The 22,265-nt window shown below is 52.6% G+C and carries 17 protein-coding genes and 3 tRNA genes; 14 read left to right on the top strand and 6 right to left on the bottom strand.

Translation table 11 applies throughout. The features are described 5' to 3' along the window. Positions 1–139: 139 nt before the first annotated feature. Positions 140–553 (top strand): pyridoxamine 5'-phosphate oxidase family protein, encoded by a 414-nt coding sequence (locus BLP78_RS02455; RefSeq protein ID WP_218118899.1) that lies wholly within the window; start codon positions 140–142, stop codon positions 551–553. A 300-nt stretch (positions 554–853) separates the two neighbouring features. Here BLP78_RS02455 and BLP78_RS02450 read toward each other — a convergent pair whose 3' ends face one another. Continuing rightward, positions 854–1,084: a hypothetical protein gene (locus tag BLP78_RS02450; RefSeq protein ID WP_090456127.1), complete on the bottom strand. Its 231-nt coding sequence runs from the start codon at positions 1,082–1,084 to the stop codon at positions 854–856. Positions 1,085–1,344: 260 nt separating this feature from the next. On the opposite strand from BLP78_RS02450, the gene BLP78_RS02445 reads away from it, so the two are divergent. From BLP78_RS02445 to BLP78_RS02435, 3 genes are all read left to right on the top strand, one after another. Continuing rightward, positions 1,345–2,163, top strand: coding sequence for a lipase family protein (locus BLP78_RS02445; protein ID WP_143002870.1), 819 nt, complete (start codon positions 1,345–1,347; stop codon positions 2,161–2,163). Positions 2,164–2,407: 244 nt separating this feature from the next. Next, on the top strand, positions 2,408–2,650 hold the full coding sequence (locus BLP78_RS02440) for a ribbon-helix-helix domain-containing protein (RefSeq protein ID WP_025040122.1): 243 nt from the start codon (positions 2,408–2,410) through the stop codon (positions 2,648–2,650). Next, positions 2,635–2,973 (top strand): type II toxin-antitoxin system PemK/MazF family toxin, encoded by a 339-nt coding sequence (locus BLP78_RS02435; RefSeq protein ID WP_090456125.1) that lies wholly within the window; start codon positions 2,635–2,637, stop codon positions 2,971–2,973. Before BLP78_RS02440 ends, BLP78_RS02435 begins: the two co-directional genes overlap by 16 nt. Before the next feature lie 690 nt (positions 2,974–3,663). Here the strand turns inward: BLP78_RS02435 and BLP78_RS02430 are convergent. The 3 genes from BLP78_RS02430 to BLP78_RS02420 form a co-directional block, all read right to left on the bottom strand. Continuing rightward, positions 3,664–5,652, bottom strand: a complete 1,989-nt coding sequence (locus BLP78_RS02430) for a GmrSD restriction endonuclease domain-containing protein (protein WP_090456123.1) — start codon at positions 5,650–5,652, stop codon at positions 3,664–3,666. Continuing rightward, positions 5,645–7,054 carry a DUF262 domain-containing protein gene (locus BLP78_RS02425; protein ID WP_090456121.1) on the bottom strand — a complete coding sequence of 470 codons (1,410 nt, stop codon included), beginning with the start codon at positions 7,052–7,054 and terminating at the stop codon, positions 5,645–5,647. Before BLP78_RS02425 ends, BLP78_RS02430 begins: the two co-directional genes overlap by 8 nt. A 536-nt stretch (positions 7,055–7,590) precedes the next feature. Then, positions 7,591–7,665, bottom strand: a tRNA-Val gene (locus tag BLP78_RS02420). A gap of 181 nt (positions 7,666–7,846) precedes the next feature. Between BLP78_RS02420 and gltX the strand changes: the two genes are divergently transcribed. From gltX to BLP78_RS02380, 6 genes are all read left to right on the top strand, one after another. Then, positions 7,847–9,244, top strand: a complete 1,398-nt coding sequence (gltX, locus tag BLP78_RS02415; protein WP_090456119.1) for a glutamate--tRNA ligase — start codon at positions 7,847–7,849, stop codon at positions 9,242–9,244. Between the two features lie 109 nt (positions 9,245–9,353). Continuing rightward, a tRNA-Ala gene (locus BLP78_RS02410) sits at positions 9,354–9,429 on the top strand. A gap of 48 nt (positions 9,430–9,477) precedes the next feature. Next, positions 9,478–9,553 (top strand) — tRNA-Glu (locus tag BLP78_RS02405). A gap of 1,719 nt (positions 9,554–11,272) precedes the next feature. After that, entirely contained in the window at positions 11,273–11,950 is a 678-nt protein-coding gene (locus BLP78_RS02390) for an HNH endonuclease (protein ID WP_090456111.1), read from the top strand. A 369-nt stretch (positions 11,951–12,319) separates the two neighbouring features. Continuing rightward, on the top strand, positions 12,320–14,104 hold the full coding sequence (locus BLP78_RS02385) for an ABC1 kinase family protein (RefSeq protein ID WP_090456108.1): 1,785 nt from the start codon (positions 12,320–12,322) through the stop codon (positions 14,102–14,104). A gap of 74 nt (positions 14,105–14,178) precedes the next feature. Next, positions 14,179–14,553: a VOC family protein gene (locus tag BLP78_RS02380; protein ID WP_090456106.1), complete on the top strand. Its 375-nt coding sequence runs from the start codon at positions 14,179–14,181 to the stop codon at positions 14,551–14,553. Between the two features lie 138 nt (positions 14,554–14,691). On the opposite strand, the gene BLP78_RS02375 is transcribed toward BLP78_RS02380, so the two are convergent. Continuing rightward, the gene (locus BLP78_RS02375; protein ID WP_090456103.1) at positions 14,692–15,453 is read right to left on the bottom strand and encodes a hypothetical protein; all 762 of its coding nucleotides are present in this window, start codon (positions 15,451–15,453) and stop codon (positions 14,692–14,694) included. Positions 15,454–15,788: 335 nt separating this feature from the next. Between BLP78_RS02375 and BLP78_RS02370 the strand changes: the two genes are divergently transcribed. From BLP78_RS02370 to BLP78_RS02355, 4 genes are all read left to right on the top strand, one after another. Further along, positions 15,789–16,091 carry a hypothetical protein gene (locus BLP78_RS02370; RefSeq protein ID WP_090456101.1) on the top strand — a complete coding sequence of 101 codons (303 nt, stop codon included), beginning with the start codon at positions 15,789–15,791 and terminating at the stop codon, positions 16,089–16,091. A 39-nt stretch (positions 16,092–16,130) separates the two neighbouring features. Beyond that, positions 16,131–17,483, top strand: coding sequence for an N-succinylarginine dihydrolase (gene astB / locus BLP78_RS02365; protein WP_090456098.1), 1,353 nt, complete (start codon positions 16,131–16,133; stop codon positions 17,481–17,483). A gap of 461 nt (positions 17,484–17,944) precedes the next feature. Further along, positions 17,945–18,460, top strand: coding sequence for an NlpC/P60 family protein (locus BLP78_RS02360; protein WP_256329970.1), 516 nt, complete (start codon positions 17,945–17,947; stop codon positions 18,458–18,460). Positions 18,461–18,865: 405 nt separating this feature from the next. Continuing rightward, positions 18,866–21,247, top strand: coding sequence for a Tex family protein (locus tag BLP78_RS02355; RefSeq protein ID WP_090456480.1), 2,382 nt, complete (start codon positions 18,866–18,868; stop codon positions 21,245–21,247). Between the two features lie 213 nt (positions 21,248–21,460). Here the strand turns inward: BLP78_RS02355 and BLP78_RS02350 are convergent, their stop codons facing one another. Further along, positions 21,461–22,099 carry a pentapeptide repeat-containing protein gene (locus tag BLP78_RS02350; RefSeq protein WP_176752757.1) on the bottom strand — a complete coding sequence of 213 codons (639 nt, stop codon included), beginning with the start codon at positions 22,097–22,099 and terminating at the stop codon, positions 21,461–21,463. Positions 22,100–22,265 lie beyond the last annotated feature (166 nt).

The following is a 22,265-nucleotide window of genomic DNA, read 5'->3' as shown; positions in this document are numbered from 1 at the left end:
GCCCCAGCGTCGATGTAAAGTGCGCGGCCCAGGTGGCTATACAGCAACCTGAAGTGTTCAGGAATCCTGAAGCGTTCAAGAAAACAATAAAATCCTGATTTATCAAACCTCACTCATTCAATCCAAAAAGGAGCCATCGATGCAAATCGAAGAGCAACACGATGCCGCATTAAAAAAAGTGGCTGAAATGGTAGGAGACACAAAATTTGCCATGCTGACCATCATGGAGAGAGACGGCACCTTGCGCAGTCGCCCCATGTCGACCATGCAACTCGATGCTGACGGCAACCTTTGGTTTTTTACGTCGCAATCGTCACTAAAGTTTGTGGAAGGACAACGGCAGTGGCAAGTCAACCTTTGCTATGTCCGCACGGATAAGCAGGATTGCCTTTCCATATCCGGCAGCGCGCAATTCGTCCATGACAACGAGAAAATGAAAGACTTGTGGACTCCAGAGATAAAGTCCTGGTTTCCAAACGGGCTGGACGATCCGGACTTGACCTTGCTCAAGGTCAGCATTGTGGAAGCGGAATACTGGGATGGACCCCGATAGCACGGTAGAGCGTACTATGGGGCTGGCCAAAGCTCTTATTACCGGAAATACCGAGGCGCTTGGCGAAAGTCGTAAGATAGAATAGCCAAGGATGGGGCGGAAGGCAGCACAACTAGCCCGGATATTTCATAAATTCGCGTGATGATTGCGCAGGATTTTGTTTTGTAGGGAGATTTTGTGAAAGAGTGGCGTAGTTATTCATACGCCCGACTGAACGAAATTTTCATACGAAACAAAAGACCAGCAAGGGCACGCGTCAATTTATGAAACATCCGGGCTAATACAGGGCTGAGAGTTATTTTAGCCAGTGTGAAAACTGGCGCACAGTACGCCAGCACGCGAGCCCTCCACCGCCTCCCCTAATAGTTCTACTTCAATGTCTTCCGGATCCGCCCAGGATTCGTCAATCCACTCCTCTTCGCCAGAGGGATGAGTAAGCTGTGCCGCTTCTTCGGATTCAGCAATGACAACAGCGGTATTGTAGGTGTTAAAACCCGTATTCTCATACTGAGAAATGAGATAAATGTTCATGCCACCTCCTCTCGCCTCGAAATCAACAGTGTATCAATTAAATCAACAACAATATGCCGGGAAACCTGGGCGCAGGGGACAAAATAGATGGGATTACGCGGGTTGCATGAAAATCTCAAGCGCGGGATCTTGCCTGATCCAACCCATTACCCCCATAGGGACCCAAGACTTAAACATGTAAGGTTGTATGGAACAATCAGACGACGAGGGTACAGCCCCGCCTTAATGTCGATAGAAATTTCTATTCCCAGGTTTGATCGATGTTAACGACAACATGGCAAGACCTCCTAAACCCGGGAGGGGCGACTGACTTCTTTTCTCGCAGGGAATTCCCACCATTCGAACCAGAGGCAGCCCATGAGTACAGTCGCACCAATGCGCTGTGGCTTGCGGAGCTCAGCCGATTGATCTATCGACAAGATATCGAGGAAGTAATATCGGCTCCGCAGCCGACCCGAGCTCGCTTTTTGGAAAAGGCGGGATTGAAACAGCGTGCCTTTTTTGCTTCACCGGAAATGGATACTCATGCAATGCTCGTTGAACCCATGGTTTCACCTTCCTTTGCAATTCTGGTATTCAGAGGTACCGATAGCAACAGGGATTATGTTACCGACTTTGAATGTGGAATACTTCCATGGGACCGAAACAAAGTAGGGATTCACAAGGGTTTTAAAAAGGCGCTTGACTCGGTGTGGGATAAGATTGAGAAGGAGCTCTCCCCGCTTGTCTGCCCGATCTTCTATACCGGTCATAGTTTAGGCGGAGCGCTTGCCACCTTAGCGGCATCGCGACATAAACCGCGGGCGGTTTATACGTTTGGATCACCACGGGTGGGAAATGAAGCATTTGTTACGTCCCTGCAAACGCTACCGATCCATCGCGTTGTTGACAATAAAGATGCAGCAGCGCTGCTTCCGCCTGAAGTATTGGGATTTCGCCATGTTGGTTTATTACAATTGCTTATGAAGCCACAAACCGAGGCCAAAGAAAACTCCTTTTTTGCACCGTTAAAGGTCTTTGAAGAACCCCCAAGGCCATTGGCAGATCATGCGCCGGTTAACTATGTCGACAGAATATGAATTTTCCCTGAAAAAACGTTCAGTAGTACCTATTTTTGTAAAAACCCTGGTTTCCAAACGGGCTGGATGACTTACCACTGGCAATACTGATGCGCTTGGCGAACATGGCAAGATAGAATAGCCAAGGATGGGGTGGAATGCAGCACAACTAATACAGACGGATGTCCATGGGGCTCATCATGCAACCGCTAGTCAATTTAGGGCATTCTGGGTATGATACACGGTCATACTAAAGAGTGATGCCATGAGTAAAGCAAAAATAGCGATTACCCTTGAAGAAGAAACCCTGGAAAAGGTCGACCGCCTCGTTGGGTTGCACGTTTTTCCGAACCGGAGCCGCGTTATCCAGGAAGCAGTTGAGGAAAAACTTGAACGCCTTGAGAAGAATCGCCTGGCGACGGAGTGCGCCAAGCTAGACCCAGCCTTCGAGCGGATGCTTGCTGAGGAAGGTTTGTCCGAGGATCTGGCGGCATGGCCAGAATATTAAGAGGCGAGATCCGCTGGGCTGATCTAAATCCGGTGCGAGGCCGGGAACAGGCAGGGCTAAGGCCCGTTCTTGTTCTGAGTCAGGATGTTTTCAATGAACGTTCAGGTACCGTTATTGCTATGGCGCTTACCACCCAGGCTCAGCGAGCCGGATTTCCATTGACCTTTGAGCTACACAACACTGAGGTCGGAAAGCGCTCGTGGGCCAAGATCAGCCAGATCAGGACACTTGCGGTGGAACGTGTCGGAAAGAAAATAGGTAAGGTGTCTCCTGAGCAACTTTTGCAGATAGTTGAGGGGCTGAACGAGATTATAGGGGCATGACACAGCGGCGATGTGCTGGATGTGAGCTTCTGGACTTCTCGGGGAGCAATCCTTGCGCTCTACGGTTTGTGGACTAGCCTCCAATTGAATTGATTACGATGCAGTGCAATCCTTTTCCTCCGCTGATATCCAGCACATTATCGATATGCTAGATGACTGAACGTAGAGCGAACGACGCAAGTCGGGTATCAGCGTGTCGGAATATGCAGTAAGCAAGGTGGAAAAACTGACCGGCCAATGCGACGATTCTAATGATGAATTTAAGCGATCTCTTGGCTGTATCGGTAAGAGTTAAATAAATTTGGTTAAAACCACCGGCTTTAGCCGGTGACTCTGACTTTAAATGTTTTGACTTATGCGCGTTTAGCTTGGTGCGATTAGACGACTTTAGTCGTCTGCTTCCAAGCTGCGCTAACCCACCTACTTTTAGTAGGTGGTAGTTTAGTCCGAGAGCAGGAAGCAGTTTGGTAACAATGACAAAGCGCCTCTGTTGTTACCCTTTTTATTACCCCTTAATAAGGGTAATAGGGTACGTTGAGGCCTAAATAGGCCAGCTCGGTGCTGACGGACAAGGTAACGCCCTTAGCGAAGTACATCATAACGTTCATTACCCATAGACAAGGCCAGAACACGATTCTTAAAGTAGCGTTCGGAGCGACGCTATTGAGTCAACAGGTTCATCCTGCAGAGTTACTCGGTCTCGTGTTTACTGGCGAGGCTATTCAGCAATACGTCTTTCATTTGCTCGTAATGCATGAGTATGGCGCCGGCATCCCAAGGCTCGGCTTTCATCATCAGATGCTGCTTAACGCTATCGATGGCGTTGTTCTGATAAAACTCTTTCTTCGCCGCAGGCATGAAATTGCTCAAGCGAGAGTTCTTGTCATGGCTGATCAGGCATAGATTGCCGAACGACATAAGCGTGTCAACATCGAGCTGGGCATGCCCAGGCAAGGGACGCTGTGGGTAGTAATGCTCCACCGAACTACGGAAGGTAAATTCGTAGGACTTAACCGGTTCGCTTGCCCCGTGCTCAAGCCAAAGCAGATAGTCAAGAAAGTTGAAAACCAGGTTGTTTTCGATTTTGCCGAACGTCAACCGGGGCTCAAACGTGTCTGCCGCAATGCTCTCACCGTGTGTCTGACAGATGCCCTGGTTCTCATAGATCATCGCAAAGTAATCCAAGCCTTTCTCTGTAGCCAGAAAGCGGTCAAAGACAAACGCCTTCGCTACCGACTCCATATGCTGCAGATAGGCCTGAGCCTCAACCTGCTTGGCCTGAAACAGATGATGCAGTGCTGCATTCAGCCAGTGCTTGTAAACCAGCGTTGGCATGGAAACATGAAACGCCGACAGCAGCATCAGGATACGCCGGTTGATGCCTTCGCTGCCGTCCTCTTCGCCGAAGGTATTCACATAACTCCCTCGACCAGCGCGGCTGCGCTCGCCGCCATCATTCCACTTAAAGCGTTTGAGACTCCAGCCATCAGCGCCCTTAATGAACTCACGCTTGATCACATACTGGTCGAACAGGTATTTGCAGCGCAGGAGGCTAAAGGTAAAACGCTTCACTGCCGCAACTGCCGCAACAGGGTCTGGCTGCTTGAGCACATGGGTTTCAAAGGTATCAAGCAGGCGTTTGTCATCCAGAGGGATGTCCGCTTGCGTATCGACACGCAGTACGTGCAACAGGAAGTTCGGGAAGTCGATAACCGTGTTGAAACGTTCTGGTGCGTCCTCACTCGACTGATACTGATCTTGCTCCACACCAATCGGTGCCTTGGCAATGATCTGATCAAGGGTCAACGAGCTGCCCTCCGTGGCAAGCATCTCTTGAGTACTGTGTAGCGCAGCCCGAAGATCATCAAAGTCTTCAACCCTAAACTGCCCCCAATCCTTTTCACCAAATATGCTGCCGCGCTGCTCGAGCGTGAAGCCCATTTGCACATAGCGCTCCATGTTGGCGCAGGCCTCCCATACCGCATGCAGGCACATCTGGCTCTGCTTGCAGCCCTGCAACTGCTCCATCATCCGCGCCTTGAGCACCTCGTGTTTCTCCAGCTGCTCACCACGGTTATTCATAATCTCGAAGTATTGGTTCAGGTCCGTATCTGCTGGCACCTTCACCCGCATGATTTGCACATCGTTAAATAGGTAGTCGGCGAATTGCTGAGGCGAAACCCCGTTCTCTTTCAGCTTCTGCGGCAAGACTTTCTTGATGAGGCGGTAGCCATTGAGGATGCCGATGTTGATCTGCTTCTCAGCCAACACCTCGGCAGGGTCGTTATTAAATTTCCCCTCGAAAATGGCCGCAAAGGTCGCGCGCGAATGCTCGCGGCTGTCAAAGTGAATGCTTAAAGTCGAATACCAGACGAGATCAACCAACCGGGCATTCTTCAGATACGACGTCAGCAGCGACAGGGTCGTCAGCCGCTGTTGGCCGTCTATGGTTTCAAATACCGGTGTTTTGCTATCTTGGCGCTCATACACCACCAGAGTGCCAATGTAATAATTGCGTGCTTTATCGCCATTTTTCGGCAGGTAATCGATCACGTCCTGGATCAGCTGCGTTATTTCACCCTCCTCCCAAGCGTAATTACGCTGATACATCGGGATCACGTACTCAACGTCACCGCGGAGCAGTTCCTTGATGGAAAGCTGGTTGATTTCACTATTCATAATATTTCATCTCCTTGAACAGAGCCTCGATCTCACTGGTCTTGGTTGACTTCTTGCCGCTCAATACCGGCAGGCTGCAGTTAATAAAGTCAGCAGGACGTGTAGCTTCCTTGATCAACCTGAACAGATTGTTCTCAAGCACGTGATTATCCATGCTGGCCAGCTGCACCACCTGCATCTTCAGACGCAGACTATAGGCCCAGATGAAAATCTTCTCGATGGCCCGAAAGATATCCGCGTCGCCGAACTTGTCGATGTAATAGATCAACAGGCAATCGAACATCGCCCGTATATAACAATCCCCTGTGCGGGTTCTCGCCGGGTAGCTGTTAAGGGTTTCCATGATGATTGACGCATAGCCGTTCTGACCCTCCGCGCCGACCAACTCATGCCCATACCCGGACTCAGCACTGAACCTCGCCACTTTTGTTTGATAGTGCGCAATCAGCTCAAAAAAACGCCGACCATTGATAATGATTTGATCCAAATGGAAGGGAAAACCAAGCTCATGCGAGTCTATCTTGCGCTCGTACTGCCCGTTGTAGTTATCGACAAAATGATGAGCGATGCGCAGCTGTGCCACATAGGGGTAGCTGGCTACTGTGTCGATGTTCACGCCCTTGAATAAGTCGCTATCGTCCTTGCTGAAATAGCGGGCCGAAGCTCCTTTCGACCAGTTACGGATGCGGTACAGGTACTGCGAGAACAACGTGGCCAGTTCCATGGTATTACTGCTTTCCCAACGCGCCACCGTGGCCGCCTTTAAGGAGGCGTCACGCGGACTGAACTCACGCAGGTGGTAAGCCTTCAGCAGATCATGGGGTTCTAGGTCCCGGCCACGCGCATTCTGTGAGTCGAAGAACTGGAACGCCTCCGATACATCGTTAATCATCACGGCCACGACCTGGCACTTGTTCAAGAAAAAGTCGATATGCGCCTCGGTAAAGTCCGCACGGGAAACAATGCGGTCCACCTCGCGGTAATTGTTGTGGATATTTTTTTGTGAGATCTCGCTGGTAAAACTGGGGTTCACCATAGTCTGTTCAAGCTCGCTCAATCGCTTTTGCAGGTCATTGCGGTCGAGCTTTTTTTCTTTGCTCCGTCGGATCAGCGCACGCGCAGTTAGCAGCAGGCTGATGGTACGTTGCTGGCCATCGACGATGTTTTTTCTCTCTCCATCTTGGTGAAATACTATGGTGCCCAAGCGGTAGGCTGACTTGTCCTTATGGATGGCAATATCGGAGAACAGTTGGTTGATATTCTTGCTGGTCCACTTGTACGGGCGTTGGTAGTGGGGAATTTCCAGTGCTGGGTCCGCGAGCAAGTCACAGACACTGATGATATTGCTAGTTAACTCTACAGCCCGTTGCGTCTGGTTTGCTCCCATGTCCAAGTTGGTCATAGCAGTCGTGCTCTTCCGGTCAACAGCTCAGTGAGGAACAATTGGTGGTTTGCACGCTCGGTGCCTCCTGCATTTCCCCAACGCTGAATAAATACATCAATAGCCTCTTGCACCCGCCTGCTCCTACCCATGAAATGGCATAGCGTAACAGCTATGCCCAGAAAGAAACAATTCTAAACGGGGTGATAGTTGGCTCCTCTGCCTGCGCCTGGCAGAAGAAGTATTTTTCAGTTATTCCGCTTCAACCATCGGGTTGGAGTTGATAGGGAAAATGCGATTAATAAGATTGGCGCAATTGAATATTTTTCTTCACTCATACTTTCTTTCAGAAATGGAGTTGACCCATTCTCGTGGACGGTTACGGATTTGATTCCCAAGCGCTCATTGCTTTTTGCTGAGGCTTCTTACACTTTTTAGATTGGCACGCCAACCCAATAAAGCATAATGTGGCTCAACGTGAAATAAAGCATAAGCTGGCCATTTGGCCACTTTATGCTTAACTACACATTTACTTTGGATTTCTTCGGACTATCATTTGGTGGGCGGTACTGGGATCGAACCAGTGGCTTCCACCGTGTGAAGGTGGCACTCTACCGCTGAGTTAACCGCCCATTGGTTAACCGACAGATAACCGGTTGGGGAGGCGCAATTAGAGCATGAACCCGCGCTTTTGGTCAACGCGCTCGCGGTTGTTATAAGCCACGCAATCTCACGGCGATCGACGTAAGTCACGGCTGACTTAGTATTTCACGTAAAATAGCCGGCTTTCACCTCGTCAGAGTCCATCCCCTCATGATCCGTACCCGTTTCGCTCCCAGCCCCACCGGTTATCTCCATATTGGCGGTGCGCGCACCGCGTTGTTTTCCTGGGCTTATGCCCGCAGGCATGGCGGCAAATTCATTTTGCGGATAGAGGATACCGATCTCGAACGCTCTACCGCACAATCCACTCAGGCGATACTTGACGGCATGGCCTGGCTGGGGCTCGATTATGACGAAGGACCGTTTTACCAGATGCAGCGTTTGGCTCGCTATCATGAAGTGGCGGAACAGTTATTGCGTGCGGGGAAGGCATACCACTGCTATTGCAGCAGGGAGGAATTGGATGCGATGCGCGAGCAGCAGCGTGCGGCGGGGCTGAAACCTCGGTACGACGGACGCTGGCGCGATTCAAGGCAAACGCCGCCTGCCGGGGTGAAGCCGGTGGTGCGACTGAAGAATCCACTGGAAGGTGAGGTGACCTTCAATGACCTGGTCAAGGGTCAGATTACTGTTGCCAACAGTGAACTGGACGATCTGGTGCTATTGCGCGCCGACGGTGTGCCGACTTACAATTTTGGCGTGATGATCGACGATCTCGATATGAATATCACCCATGTGATCCGTGGCGATGATCACGTCAATAATACGCCGCGCCAGATCAACATCTTGAAAGCCTTGGGCGCGCCATTGCCGCAATATGCCCATATGCCGATGATATTGGGGTCGGACGGCGAGCGGTTGTCCAAGCGCCATGGCGCGGTTTCAGTGATGCAGTACCGCGAAGATGGTTATCTGCCCGAGGCGCTGATAAATTATCTGGCGCGACTGGGCTGGTCGCATGGTGACGAGGAAATATTCAGCCGCGAACAACTGGTTGAATGGTTCGATTTTTCGGCGATCAACCGTTCTCCGGCCAAGTTCAATCCGGAAAAATTACAGTGGCTCAATCAGCAGTATCTGAAAACCGCCGACAATACGCGGCTGGCGGAACTGGCTCGGCCTTTTCTTGAAGCGGATGGTTGCAACACCGCAGGGCAGGGTATGCCAAATCTCCCAAGCGTGGTGAATCTACTCAAGGAACGTGTCAATACCGTGGCGGAGTTGGCTGATGCGGCAGTCTATTTCTTTCGCCCGCTGGAACCCGCCGAGGAACTCAAGGCGCAACATTTTACTGCCGAGGTAAAACCGGTCATTCTCGACCTGAGGCAGAAATTGGCTGTTATCGAATGGGAAAGCGCTGCAATCAATGACGCTATCAAGACCGCCGCCAAGGGCCATGGCGTGAAAATGCCCAAGGTAGCCATGCCGCTGCGCGTAATGGTGGCAGGTGTCGCGCAGACGCCTTCAATAAACGCAGTGCTCGAAATACTGGGCAGAGAAGAAACGCTCAAGCGCATGGATAACCAGCTGGCAAGTTTTCCTGCCTGATCCGGCGCGGGCGGCAAAATGCAGTATATCGTTGATCTGCTTTGCACTATACTGCCGCTTTACATTGACTGGAATTGTGCGGCTCAGTATAATTCGCGTTCATTTTGTCGGGGGTATAGCTCAGCTGGGAGAGCGCTTGCATGGCATGCAAGAGGTCAGCGGTTCGATCCCGCTTACCTCCACCAGTTTCCGGCAATATCGCAAACTGACTGCAATTTGTTTAAAGTCCTTCAGTCCCCATCGTCTAGTGGCCTAGGACATCACCCTTTCACGGTGAGTACAGGGGTTCGAATCCCCTTGGGGACGCCAAGAAAATCCTAATCTTCGTAGCTTGTTTTTCAAGCGATACGATACGATGTGACGCGCCGAGTCAGGCTGGATTCAAGTGGTCCCGATGATATTCGGGCGCAAGCTACCACTGTAGAGCGCATAAAATAGAACAGCCTGATAATTGCTGGGGACTTTACCAGCACTCAGCCGCTTATTGGCGCTATCCCTACGCTTGGCCCTATTTCGCTTGCCCAGTAGACTTTTGATTCTGGAAATCCGGTAAGCTTGGCTTCAAAGTAATATGGATCCTTCGAGTCCTCTGAACAGCTTACGACAACACCAGGTTTACGTTCGATATCGCTTTCTTTAGTTCGTACATAGGTGATACATTTTGTGGCCATTTTGCTTGGCTCCTGTATATGGTTAAAGTGGGTGCATTCAAGTTTTCCCTTTGTACTACTGGTTTGCTGGCTGGTTGAACTACCAGCCTTCCGCAACAATTTCTCGTTGCGATCAACAAAACGCTTCGAGGACGGATGAGACCACTCATACCAGTTGATCTCATCCCTCTGCTTCATCAACATGCCGCAACCAATACCGGGTGGATTTGCTAGCAGCCTGTCGGGCTTGAAGAATCGTAGCGAAAAAGTGACTGGGGTGAGGTCAGATTTTGCGGATTTTGAAGGCCAATAGTTATTCTATTGGTCGAAAAAGCGGCGAAATATGAACCGCCCAGACGCTTTTGCAGCCGATTTCCTTTAAGTCCGACAGGCTGTCAGGGTTTGGTCACACACATCCCCTTGCAGTCAAGACCATCTCTGGTGGGATCGCAGTTGTCGGCGGGGTCATCTACGCAAACCATGCCGCCGATGCAGTTAATCCGGCTGGGTCCACCGCAAGGCTGTTTGAATTTGCTCTTTTCCCCGGAACCGGCCACACATTTTCCGGGACACTCAAGGCCGTCTCTGGTGGGGTCGCACTTATCCGCGGGATCATCAACGCACGACAGGCCCTGAGGGCATTGAATTACGCTGGGTCCGCCACAGGGCAAATATTTTTTCGCTCCGGCAGCGGATTTTCCGGGTGGAGCTGAAGCATCCTGTCCAGATGCCCCGTCCTGTGCATGAACAGCGCCACCTAAACCAATAGTCAAGCCAACAGTCAAGCCAAGCGCCGCTATGAATCTGACAGTTAAATTAAATATCCGATAACGTTTCATGGTAGCTCCATTCAAGTTAGAGAATAATAGCATCAGCTAGAAATCTCCCTCTTTCTGCTAAAACCGCTGCCTATTCTTTTTTATCCGGGTATCGAAAATAAGATAGAAATTCACACTAATTTTGCGAATATGGAGCTGCCCGGTTCTGTGCGGTGCCGCACTTTTTGCAGAGGTAATTTGCACAGACACATCGGTAAATGAATGGCGACCCGGAAAGTATTTGTGGCGGAATGCGAGGCCAGTATTAGACACAGGATAAGCAAGTGATGGGTATCGAGGGACCGCGGGGCGTTCTCATGTGTGCCAAGTTGTGTAAGATATCGGTGGTCGATTGATACGATTGATCGTCCAAGCACCGGCATAGTGACGCCCGAGCACTGGCATAGCATCGGCATCGCTCTCCTGGGCCGTGATTTTTAAAACCGGGGAATTTACCGATACCTGCCTGGTCAGTGTACATTTGCGGTAGCGCAGCAAGAAGCGCTGAAGCGCCGGCCTGTAAACCAGCAAAGATAATATTATGTTCAATACGTACGTGCATGAGTGACGGTTGGAGCAACGAAGAACTGAAGGCGGCAGTTGAATTCTATGTCGAGATGCAGCGCAAAGAGCGTGCAGGCCAGCCTATCGCAAAGAAACAGTACTACAGGAAGCTGGCGCAGAGGTTCGGCCGAAGTGAAAAGGCATTCGAACACCGGATGCAGAACATTTCATACATCCTCTCGCTCATGGGGCGCAGCTGGTTGACGGGCCTCAAGCCTGCAAAAAATGTCGATGCTGACGTTGCGGACCAGATCGAAAAATTATTTACCCAACTCGACGGTCAAAAATTGGTGGCCGTCGCTGCCTTCGAGATCGCTGTGCGAGAAGGAGTCCGGCAAAAAACTCTTGCCAAGCCGAATGGTAATCCCAGCCCGAAGGCCAGACGTATAGCGATCACGCAATTTCAGCGGGATACCGCGGTCAAGGCCTGGGTTTTACGGCAAGCAGGGGAAGTTTGCGAATGCTGTGAGCAACCCGCTCCGTTTAATGGTGCCGACGGTTTGCCTTACCTGGAATTGCATTATGTTCGGCAACTGGCGGAGGGTGGAGCGGATACGGTGTCAAATGCGGTTGCGCTCTGTCCCAATTGTCATCGCGAGATACATCATGGCGCCAACGCTCAGGCACTCACGGCCTGGCTGTACGATAATGTCGCCAGGCTGTTGCGAGACTAGGTCAGTAAAGAGGAATGATTTGTGTTTTTGCCGTACCGCGAAAATGTTTGCTGAATAATATTAATACAACATATCAGTATATGATGGATGAATGCGCCGGCATGGCTGATGCAGGGCGGATGGATTGGAGCGCATCCCATCAAGATGCTGGGCAACACCAGAAGAAATATAGGTACGATTATTTACCATTCGGCTTGGCGGCTAATTCAATTCAAGGGATAGAATAAGCGGATGAAATGATAGGCCGCGCTTTGCTCTGCTCATCCTGTGGGTACTACCAGTCCTGAGACTACCAATACTGAGCAAAATGAAATAACCTTTATGAGACTATGGTAAATATATGAAACAAATGTATTGGAAGGATCGCTGATGCTTTTTTGGCAGGCAATAATGGCGGCACGGGATCTCGGGCGTTTGCACGAGATCGCATCTATACTCATCCGTTACGGCTTCGGGGATATGGTGCGGCGAATGGGGCTTGCCAATGCGCTGGAGCGCACTGGCCGCGTATTGCGCTGGAATGAAGCGGGTGAATTGGCTCAGCTCGAACCCCATGCTCGCGTGCGCCGGGCGCTGGAGGAGATGGGACCCACTTTCGTCAAGCTGGGCCAGATTCTCGCGACGCGTGTCGATCTCTTTGATCCCGAGTGGATCGCTGAATTCAGCAAGTTGCAGGACAGCTCGCCCGCCTCTCCTTATTCGGAGATCCATCGGCAGCTTACCGAAGACCTTGGCGCCGCGCCCGAGGAGGTGTTTGTCGCGTTCGATCCACAGCCTCTGGCAACGGGCTCGATTGCGCAAGTGCACCGTGCCCGCCTGGAAGATGGCAGCGAGGTGATAGTGAAGGTGCGCCGACCCGGCATCCGGGCGGTCATCGAGGCTGACCTGCGCTGGCTCTCGAGGCTGGCCGAATTGATCGAAACGGGGAACTCCGAGTTGCGCCATTTTCGCGGGCAGGAGATCGTCCGGCAATTCACCCAATCCCTCCGGGCGGAGCTTGATTTCGCGGCTGAATGTCGTAGCGCCGAGCGCATCGCCTCCAATTTCGTGGACTACACCGGGCCTGCTCACCCGCGCGATGACGGTCTCCCGGACGAGTACGCTACTACAGAAGCCTTGGCCGGGCTCCATCCCCCGCTTCCCATCATTGTTATCCCCAAAGTCTATTGGCAATGGACGGGCGAGCGGGTGTGCGTGCAGGACTACATCGAAGGCATACCCGGCCGTGATCTCGCCGCTGTCGATCGTACCGGCCTTGACCGAAAGATTCTTGCCCGGCGTGGTGTTGCTGCAGTGGTAAAGATGATTGTCCTGGATGGGTTGTTCCACGCTGACCCGCATCCAGGCAACGTGTTTTATTTGCCGGGCAATCGCATCGCTCTGATCGACTTCGGTATGACCGGGAGGCTAACGGAGGATCGAAGGGGCCAATTGATCCAGCTTTTGCTGGGTCTGGTGCAGCATGAGCCCGCGCAAGTCGCCGATGTGCTGCTCGACTGGGCAGTGGACGGGGAGGTTAATGAAGAAACGCTGACAGCCGAAATTCAGGCGTTCGTAGATCAATACCTTGGCGTGCCATTGAAACAGCTCAGGCTTGGCTTCATGCTGTCCGATCTGGTGGGCATCCTGCGGGGGCATCAGCTTCATCTGCCGCCGGATCTGGCACTCTTCGTCAAGGCCTTCATTACGCTCGAAGGCATGGGGCGAGAGCTCGATCCGGATCTGGATATTGCCGGCGAAGCGCTGCCCGTTCTTCGTGACGCGATAAGTGCCCACTATGCGCCATCAGCAGTGGCGAAACGCGGCATGCGGACGGCCACGCAGATAGCTAGCCTGATAGCGGATATGCCTCGAGATCTTTCCCGGCTGCTGCGCACCGCGCGCCGCGGCAAACTGGATATCCAGGTTGACGTTTTGCCTCTCAAGCATCTGGGCGCCCAGCTGGACAGCGCCGCTAGCCGGCTCACGGTCGGTATCGTCGTGGCGGCGGTTATCGTGGGCTCGTCCATCGTCATGACTGTATCGGGGGGTCCCACCTTGTTGGGATTGCCCTTCTTCGGACTGCTCGGCTACCTGTTCGCGACGGTCGGCGGAATCTGGTTGATGTTTTCCGTTTCGCGCAGCAACAAGACGGATCGGGAGAGAAGGCCCTGAGGCTTGCTTGATACCCGTAACGGATGCGGGTAAGGTGAGGTTTTTGTATCGCCTATTGAATGGGGGTCTTACAAATGACAATCACGCTTAATCATACTATTGTGCCTTCGCATAACAAGATCGAGTCGGCCAGGTTCTATTCGAGAATATTCGGTTTCGACTATGCTGGCGAGTTCTCGCACTTCGTTGTTGTGAAGGTGAACGACACGTTATCCCTGGATTTTGACAATAGGGAGAAATTCGAATCTCATCATTATGCATTCAAGGTTAGCGAGCAGGAATTCGACGAGATATTCGGACGCATCAAAGCCGAAAATATCAAGTATGGCAGCGGTCCCTTTGAGCCGGAAAACATGAGCATCAATCACAATGATGGCGGGCGCGGCGTTTATTTCCGTGATCCCAGCGGCCACCTCCTGGAGATGCTCACCGTTGATTACGCGATGTGATCAGAAGGATTGAAGCGCTTCCGCTTCCATACGGGGCAATGCGCTTTGCTAATCGATCGCAGTACACTTTTCCGGCCGTCGCTCGCACGGTGTAAACCCTCAAGGTCATCGTATAGAAGCGACGAGCCCCGACAGTATTTATTGTTGATGGTCGGCCATCAACATCCCTTCGTCGGTTATCTCATGCCGTAGCTCATACACGATATCCTGCAACGCATTTCGGAAGTTCGTATCCTGTAAATGTCGAATTTTCAATATGACGATGAGTTGATTGCCGTTCCTTGTCCTGCTCCAGTTTTCCATTTGCAAGCTCTTCTCTATGGCTTCAGCTCGCCTGTCATCGGAAAGATAGAAGAAATCACAACAGCATTTCCTTCCTGAACTCGAAGCTGGCGGAGTTCGGCAGGATGCGCATGCGGCGAACAGCGCAGCCGAGGGTACGGCGAGCGGTTCAAATCCGAGTTCCGTCGTGTTTGCGGCCGAGTGCGCATTTGCCGGTTTGACGCCAGCAATTAACGCTGCATAGTTTTTGTTCGTGCTGTGACTCCCGTTTTTCTCAGGAACTTGACCGAGCGTCGCGGCGCAAACCCTGACTTGTAAAAGAAGCGTTTGCAACCCGAAGCCTCTCCACTCTTTTTTCACGTAGCACATTCCCAGTTCTTTCTCGGTTGGATTTGCAAGATCGAATACGCCTGCGCCAGCCATGAAATTGCCGACAGCGTTCTCTATAACAAAAAATAACCCGTTCTCAACGGCCGCCTTGAATTCGTCGTAGGGCCGCGACAGGAGGTTAGCCGATTCTTCCGGCGGCAGATTTTTAATTGCTTCGCGATACTCCGCCAATATGTGTCCAACATCACCAAGGCCCGCCGCGCGGACAACCGCATGGATTATCGTCAATGTATTGCCCTCCAGTCGCGCCGCTCGCGCCGCTGTGTCTCACATGATTACTGTTGCTATTTCGCCGTCGCAATCCCCCAGCGTGCGGATTCAGGTGCGTAGGACATCTGAATAACATCTTCGTTCCTCCATGAACTGATCCATGTAGGGTGGCGAGGCAGGAACCAATCCGGTGAAATTTTTTCAAATGGCAAATGCCTAATTTTTTATTTTTATCAGAAATTGCCTTTATCGACATACTTCCTTGACATTAAAATAGAATCAGAATATAAATAATTGCATTCTTCAACTATATTGCTGAGAGGGATATGCTTGAATGGAAATGAGATAAGGCCATGGTTACCATAGAGCAGTACCGGCGGATTTGCGCGAAGTGGACGGGCGACCCCGAGGAATTCTCATGGCTGGTTCAGCATGGCGACATCGTGGGGTTCTCGCAGCGTGCTATCGCAGATGAATTCGAATTTGCGCCGTCAACGGTTTCTCGCTGGGCGGCGGGCGAGGCACTTCCCCATAAGCGCATCCAGAAACTGGTGATTGGCGGATTGGAGAAAAAGGCCCGGCGACTCGAAAACGCAGCCGCCAACGCAACTCTCTTTCCAGTGAAAACCCATAGTCATGAGCCATCGCAGGGATAAATCTCCCATAGCGCATAATTTATCCACTGGTCTGCATGCATGAGTACATACGAAGTCAATTTCGATGGCCTGGTGGGCTTAACGCATAATTACAGCGGATTGGCTACAGGTAACATTGCCGCGGCAGAGAACGCGCTGACCGAATCCAACCCAAGGCAAGCGGCGCTTCAAGGGCTGGAGAAAATGAAGCGCCTCGCCGATCTGGGAATACGGCAAGGCGTATTGCCTCCGCAAGATCGCCCGGCGGTTGGCCCGTTGAGGAAATTGGGTTTTTCCGGTAATGATGCTTCGGTTATCCGCCAGGCCGCAGCGGTGGCGCCGGGGTTGCTGCGGGCGTGCTGCTCGGCGTCGAGCATGTGGGTGGCGAATGCTGCCACGGTTTCCCCGAGCGCGGACACGGAAGACGCCAAGGTCCACATCACTCCGGCTAATTTGCCCTCTCAATTCCACCGGAGCATCGAGGCGGCAGCCACGTCGGTAGTCCTGAAACGGGTCTTCAGCGATGAGCGGTTTTTCGAACATCATGACCCACTCCCACCGAACCTGTATTGCGCAGATGAAGGTGCGGCCAACCATATGCGGTTGTGTTCGGCTCACGGTGAGCCCGGGTTGGAGGTTTTCGTATTCAGCCGATCCACAAGGCGTGATGCGCCACAACCACTGAAGTTTCCCGCGCGCCAATCATTGGACGCGTGTGAGGCGATATCCAGGCTTCACAAGATCAAGCCCGAAAGGCAACTGTTTGTCCAGCAGAACCCGGCGGCCATCGACGCCGGCGCGTTTCACAATGACGTGGTCGCGGTGTCAAATTGCAATGTCCTGCTCTATCACGAAGCCGCATTCCTTGATTGGCGGGAAACCGAAAAAGCCATGGTTGAGGCATTCAATTTTTCCAGTTGCCCGGTTCACTTCATAAGAGCCAGCGAATCGGATTTCCCGCTTGCCGAGGCAGTAAGCACTTACCTGTTCAACAGTCAGTTGATCAGTCTTCCCGGTGGAGGAATGATGATTCTGGCGCCTTCCGAATGCCGGAATTCCGACTCCGCACGGATTTTTCTTGAGCGTATTGCCAGCGACGCGTCTAATCCCATTTCGCGTATCGAATACGTGAATTTGCGTCAGAGCATGAGAAACGGCGGCGGCCCGGCTTGCCTGCGGCTACGTGTTGTCCTTACCGAACCGCAATTCGACGCTGTTGCGAGGGATAGCCGCACCATTCTCGACCAGAGTCTTTACGGCGAGCTGAAGGCGTGGATCGAGAAGCATTATCGCGAGCGCATTTCCCCGGGTGACCTGGGAGATCCCGCGCTGTTGCGCGAGAGCCGCACTGCGCTTGATGAGCTTACACATATCTTGTCGCTTGGGCCGATATACGATTTTCAGAAGGTGTAGCGTTGCGGCGATCAGGCTTGTTCCTTGCGACAAGTCTGTCGCGGCTTCAGTTTTATGGTCGGATAACGCTGCGCTAATCCGATCCGGATGGGGTTTCACAAAATAGCAGAAATAGTAGGATGGGTGGAGGCAAAGCCGTAACCCATCGTTTTTGCCTTGATGGGTTGCGCTTTGCTCCACCCATCCTACGAAAATTGAATATTCTGTGGGCTGGCTACCATCCATTGGTCTCTGGCAGCCTTCGGAACATCTCTTATTGCTGAGCTAGCCATGCTGGATTAGAATTCGTCTGATGCGCTTGAAAGGCGAAATCAGTCTCATAATGATTCTGCTGATTTATTGCGACGGAAGGTTGCAGGCAGTAAACTTCCTGGCGAAACGCACCCAAATACGTCGGATTGAATACCGTTACCCCTCCGTTTGCTGGATAAGGACAGCTTATTCCAGATGAGAGATCGCTTGTGAAAAATAAACTTTGGTTCGTCGGTTGGTTCGTAATCATGACCCTCATGGGTTGCACTCACGTGCCCGAAAGAGGCATGGCAAGGGCGGCATACCCGCAGATGGATACGAGCGCAGCCAGGGACATCAACCTGAGCGATTCGAAATCGCTGAAAGCGATTCTCTACGCCCAGTATGAGGAATGGAAGGGCACGCCGCACCAGATCGGCGGCTTGAGCAGGGACAGCATAGACTGCTCGGGGTTCGTTCATTTAACGTTCAAATCGAAGCTGGGCATTGTACTGCCAAGATCAACCGATTCGCTGATAGAGCTGGGAGTGCATATCGACAAAGACGAGTTGCGTACGGGCGATCTGGTCTTTTTCAAAACGGGCAAATCGCTCAGGCACGTGGGGGTCTATCTGGAACGCGGCAGATTCCTGCATGCATCGACCAGGCAAGGCGTCGCCATTTCAAATTTGAACAGCGCCTATTGGAAATCCGCCTATTGGAAAGCGAAGCGGCTGGAAATGTGACAACCGCCCATAGGATCATTGGATAAGAGCCAGCCACACCGAACGTTGATTACCGGAAAAATCTCCGGGTTTGTAGGTCAGGCTATGCCTGACATTTCTTTGTGACTGCCTATTTCCCTACGGCGACAGTTTAGTAGGATAGGTGGAGCAAGGCGCAACCCATCAGCATGCACACACCAAACAAACAAATGATGGGTTGCGCTTTGCTCCACCTATCCTACAGAAGTGATGCCCATGTGAGCGGGATCGCGACAATATATCCTTGAGCCATTCTCAGTTTTGTTATCAAGCATAATCCGGCCACCCTGTTTTCCTTACGACTACAGAATCTGACAATAATACCGACGCATGGGAATCGACAGCCAGGTAGTTCCATCCGGCACAGGCGTGGTATCCTTCGCCGCTATGCTGCCATCCATCGAACAACGCCTGTCCCTAGAACTCGTCGCCAAGCCACCGCAGATTGCCGCTGCTATCACCCTTCTGGACGAAGGCGCGACCGTTCCCTTTATTTCACGGTATCGCAAGGAAGCCACGGGCGGGCTGACCGATACCCAGTTGCGGTTACTGGAAGAGCGGCTGGGTTACCTCCGCGAGCTGGAAGACAGGCGCACTGCTATCGTCACGTCCATTGAAGAGCAGGGCAAGATGACGCCCACCTTGCTGGCTTCAATCATGCAGGCGGAAGACAAGACGCGGCTGGAAGATCTTTACCTGCCTTTCCGGAAGAAGCGCCGCACCAAGGCGCAAATCGCGCTGGAGGCCGGGCTTGAACCGCTGGCGGATGCATTGCTGGCCAACCCGACGCTGCAACCCGAGGAAGAGGCCGGAAAATACCTGAAGCCCGCTTTCGCTACGGAGCAAGGCGACAATCCCGGTGTGGAAGATACCAAGGCAGCACTCGAGGGCGCGCGGCAAATCCTCATGGAGCGGTTTGCCGAAGACGCGGTGCTGCTCCAGTGGCTGCGGGAATATCTGCTGGCGCATGGCATGGTCGAGTCCCGAATCGTCAAGGGAAAGGAGGAGGCGGGCGCCAAGTACGCCGATTATTTCGACTATTCCGAAGCGATCAACACCGTCCCTTCGCATCGTGCTCTGGCTATGTTCCGGGGTCGCCGCGAAGAAATCCTGCACGTTGCCTTGCGGCTGGATTCCGAAGCGGAAAGGCCGAAATGGGATGCGCCGCATAATCCCTGTGAAGCCCGCATTGCCATGCAGTTTGGTATCAGGAACCAGAATCGCGCGGCTGACGCATGGCTGAGCGATACGGTACGCTGGACCTGGCGGGTAAAAAGTTTCCTCCATCTTGAAACCGAACTGATGGGCGCGCTGCGCAAGCGCGCTGAAGCCGAGGCGATCGATGTCTTTGCGCGTAATCTGAAAGCACTGCTACTGGCCGCCCCTGCCGGGCCGCGTGTCACGATGGGCCTTGACCCCGGCGTACGTACCGGAGTAAAAGTTGCGGTAGTGGATGCGACCGGTAAGGTCATGGATACCGCCGTTATTTATCCGCACCAGCCCCGGAACGATTGGGAAGGCTCGCTTCATGTTCTGGAAAAGCTGGCTGAAAAATATCAGGTATCGCTGATTTCCATTGGCAATGGGACGGCATCGCGTGAAACCGATAAGCTGGCAAAAGACCTGATCAAGCTGCGACCGGAACTCAAGCTCACCTCCATCGTCGTATCGGAAGCAGGTGCGTCGGTCTATTCCGCTTCGGAATTCGCCTCGCGCGAATTGCCCGACATGGATGTATCGCTGCGCGGTGCGGTTTCCATTGCACGCCGTTTGCAGGACCCGTTGGCCGAACTGGTGAAGGTCGATCCCAAATCCATCGGCGTCGGCCAATATCAGCACGATGTCGCACAAACCCAACTGGCGCGCTCGCTCGATGCAGTGGTCGAAGACTGCGTCAACGCGGTTGGCGTGGATGTCAACACGGCCTCATCGCTTCTTCTGGAACGCGTCTCCGGGCTTAACAGTACCGTGGCGCAAAGCATTGTCGCGTATCGCGACATGAAAGGCGTGTTCACCACGCGCGGGGCTTTGCGCAACGTACCGCGCCTGGGTGACAAAACCTTTGAACAGGCGGCAGGTTTTCTCCGCATCATGAACGGCGACAATCCGCTGGATGCCTCCGCCGTGCATCCCGAGGCATATCCGCTCGTGGAAAAGATCATTGCCGACCTCAAGCAGGATATCAAGTCGCTCATCGGTAATGGCGACCTGCTGAAATCATTGAATCCGGCGAAGTATACCGACGAGAAATACGGCATACCCACGATCAGCGATATTCTGGGTGAGCTCGAAAAGCCGGGCCGCGACCCCCGTCCGGAGTTTACTACCGCGACATTCAAAGAGGGCGTGAACGAAATGAAGGACCTGCGCCCGGATATGATCCTGGAGGGTGTGGTGACCAATGTCGCTGCGTTCGGAGCGTTCGTCGACGTTGGCGTGCATCAGGATGGGCTGGTGCATATTTCCGCACTTGCCGACAAGTTCGTGAAAGACCCGCATACCGTGGTCAAGGTAGGGCAGGTTGTCAAGGTCAAGGTGGTGGAGATCGATGAAAAGCGCAAGCGGATTGCGCTGACGATGCGCCTGACGGATAACGCGGCACAACCAGCCAGCCGCGACGGCATGCGGGAACAAAGAGGCAACCCGAAAGACAATTCAGCCCGGGCTCAGCAGAAAGATACGCACAAAAATGGGCAGAAAAACGAACAGAAGCGGGAACCCCTAGCAAATACAGCGATGGCTGCAGCGTTTGCGAAGCTGAAGAGATAGGGTTGATACCATCTGAAGATGTCGGAATAATACACAAACGCGCGAGCTGCTGGCAGGGTGATCGCGCTCAGTTTTGGCTACCCGGTTGTATGCACTACCGAGTCAAGCTGCCACCGCGAGATTGCGAGGATTTTTGATCAGGTTATTCATGACTTTCTACTTAGAGAAGGATGTAATGATTGCTCACCCTGTTTCACTCATGACGCCGGTATGTCATTGGCTGGTTTTCTTCACACGCGGGCATCCGTTACAGCCACTCGTGTCCGCATTGGAAAAGTCGACATCGTTGAGAGTGGCTCCCCTGAGATCGGCGCCCTGCAACGTTGCATTGTTCAGGTTTACCCCGGCCATGTTGGCGCCGCGGAAATCTGCTCCGTTCATCACGGAACCTGATAAATCCGCCCGTTGAAGTTCGGCATTGCCAAATTTTGCCCTGGTGAGATTTGCGCCATTCAAATTGGCGCCTTTAAGCTCTGCGCTGGTAAAGTCCGCTCCCGTCAAATCGGCACTTTTAAGACTGGCGCCATTCAATCGCGCTCCAGTGAGCCGGGTGTCTATCAGGGTAGCGTTTCTCATATTCGCCTCATTCAGCATGGCTCCACCGAGATTTGCACTGTTGAGATTGACCAGCACCATGTCGGCGTTGAACAAATTCGCGCTCCGCATGTCGGCGCCGGTAAAATCGGACTGGCGAAGCGCTGCTCGAGCGAGATCGGCATTACGCAGATTCGTGCCGCTAAGATCCATTTCCGTACAAAGCGTAGCTGACGTGATGGTGCAGCCATTAATTTCCGTAGCCGCTACTGTGCGTACCGTGAATAAAACAGCAAATATAATCAGGCGACAAATCATGGATTCCTCCATCTCGATAAAATTCTGAGCAGACGTTGTATGGAGTGAGGCGACATTTCTTCGCATCCGGCACCCACGGAAGATAGTGCAACCATGGGCTTTACGTTCTTATGGCTTGGCCTGCCTGCAATGACATCGCGACGCTAGTCGCCCGCCGATGCCGATG

Origin of the sequence: Nitrosospira sp. Nsp1 (assembly GCF_900100985.1) — a bacterium.
Taxonomy (GTDB): domain Bacteria; phylum Pseudomonadota; class Gammaproteobacteria; order Burkholderiales; family Nitrosomonadaceae; genus Nitrosospira.
Note: the sequence above shows the minus strand (reverse complement) of the source record. Positions and strands in the feature narration are given on the sequence as shown.

Coding starts and splice junctions, on each gene's coding strand:
- BLP78_RS02455 (WP_218118899.1), top strand. CDS start 140: ATGCAAATCGAAGAGCAACACGATGCCGCATTAAAAAAAGTGGCTGAA.
- BLP78_RS02450 (WP_090456127.1), bottom strand. CDS start 1,084: ATGAACATTTATCTCATTTCTCAGTATGAGAATACGGGTTTTAACACC.
- BLP78_RS02445 (WP_143002870.1), top strand. CDS start 1,345: ATGTTAACGACAACATGGCAAGACCTCCTAAACCCGGGAGGGGCGACT.
- BLP78_RS02440 (WP_025040122.1), top strand. CDS start 2,408: ATGAGTAAAGCAAAAATAGCGATTACCCTTGAAGAAGAAACCCTGGAA.
- BLP78_RS02435 (WP_090456125.1), top strand. CDS start 2,635: ATGGCCAGAATATTAAGAGGCGAGATCCGCTGGGCTGATCTAAATCCG.
- BLP78_RS02430 (WP_090456123.1), bottom strand. CDS start 5,652: ATGAATAGTGAAATCAACCAGCTTTCCATCAAGGAACTGCTCCGCGGT.
- BLP78_RS02425 (WP_090456121.1), bottom strand. CDS start 7,054: ATGACCAACTTGGACATGGGAGCAAACCAGACGCAACGGGCTGTAGAG.
- gltX (WP_090456119.1), top strand. CDS start 7,847: ATGATCCGTACCCGTTTCGCTCCCAGCCCCACCGGTTATCTCCATATT.
- BLP78_RS02390 (WP_090456111.1), top strand. CDS start 11,273: ATGAGTGACGGTTGGAGCAACGAAGAACTGAAGGCGGCAGTTGAATTC.
- BLP78_RS02385 (WP_090456108.1), top strand. CDS start 12,320: ATGCTTTTTTGGCAGGCAATAATGGCGGCACGGGATCTCGGGCGTTTG.
- BLP78_RS02380 (WP_090456106.1), top strand. CDS start 14,179: ATGACAATCACGCTTAATCATACTATTGTGCCTTCGCATAACAAGATC.
- BLP78_RS02370 (WP_090456101.1), top strand. CDS start 15,789: ATGGTTACCATAGAGCAGTACCGGCGGATTTGCGCGAAGTGGACGGGC.
- astB (WP_090456098.1), top strand. CDS start 16,131: ATGAGTACATACGAAGTCAATTTCGATGGCCTGGTGGGCTTAACGCAT.
- BLP78_RS02355 (WP_090456480.1), top strand. CDS start 18,866: ATGCTGCCATCCATCGAACAACGCCTGTCCCTAGAACTCGTCGCCAAG.
- BLP78_RS02350 (WP_176752757.1), bottom strand. CDS start 22,099: ATGATTTGTCGCCTGATTATATTTGCTGTTTTATTCACGGTACGCACA.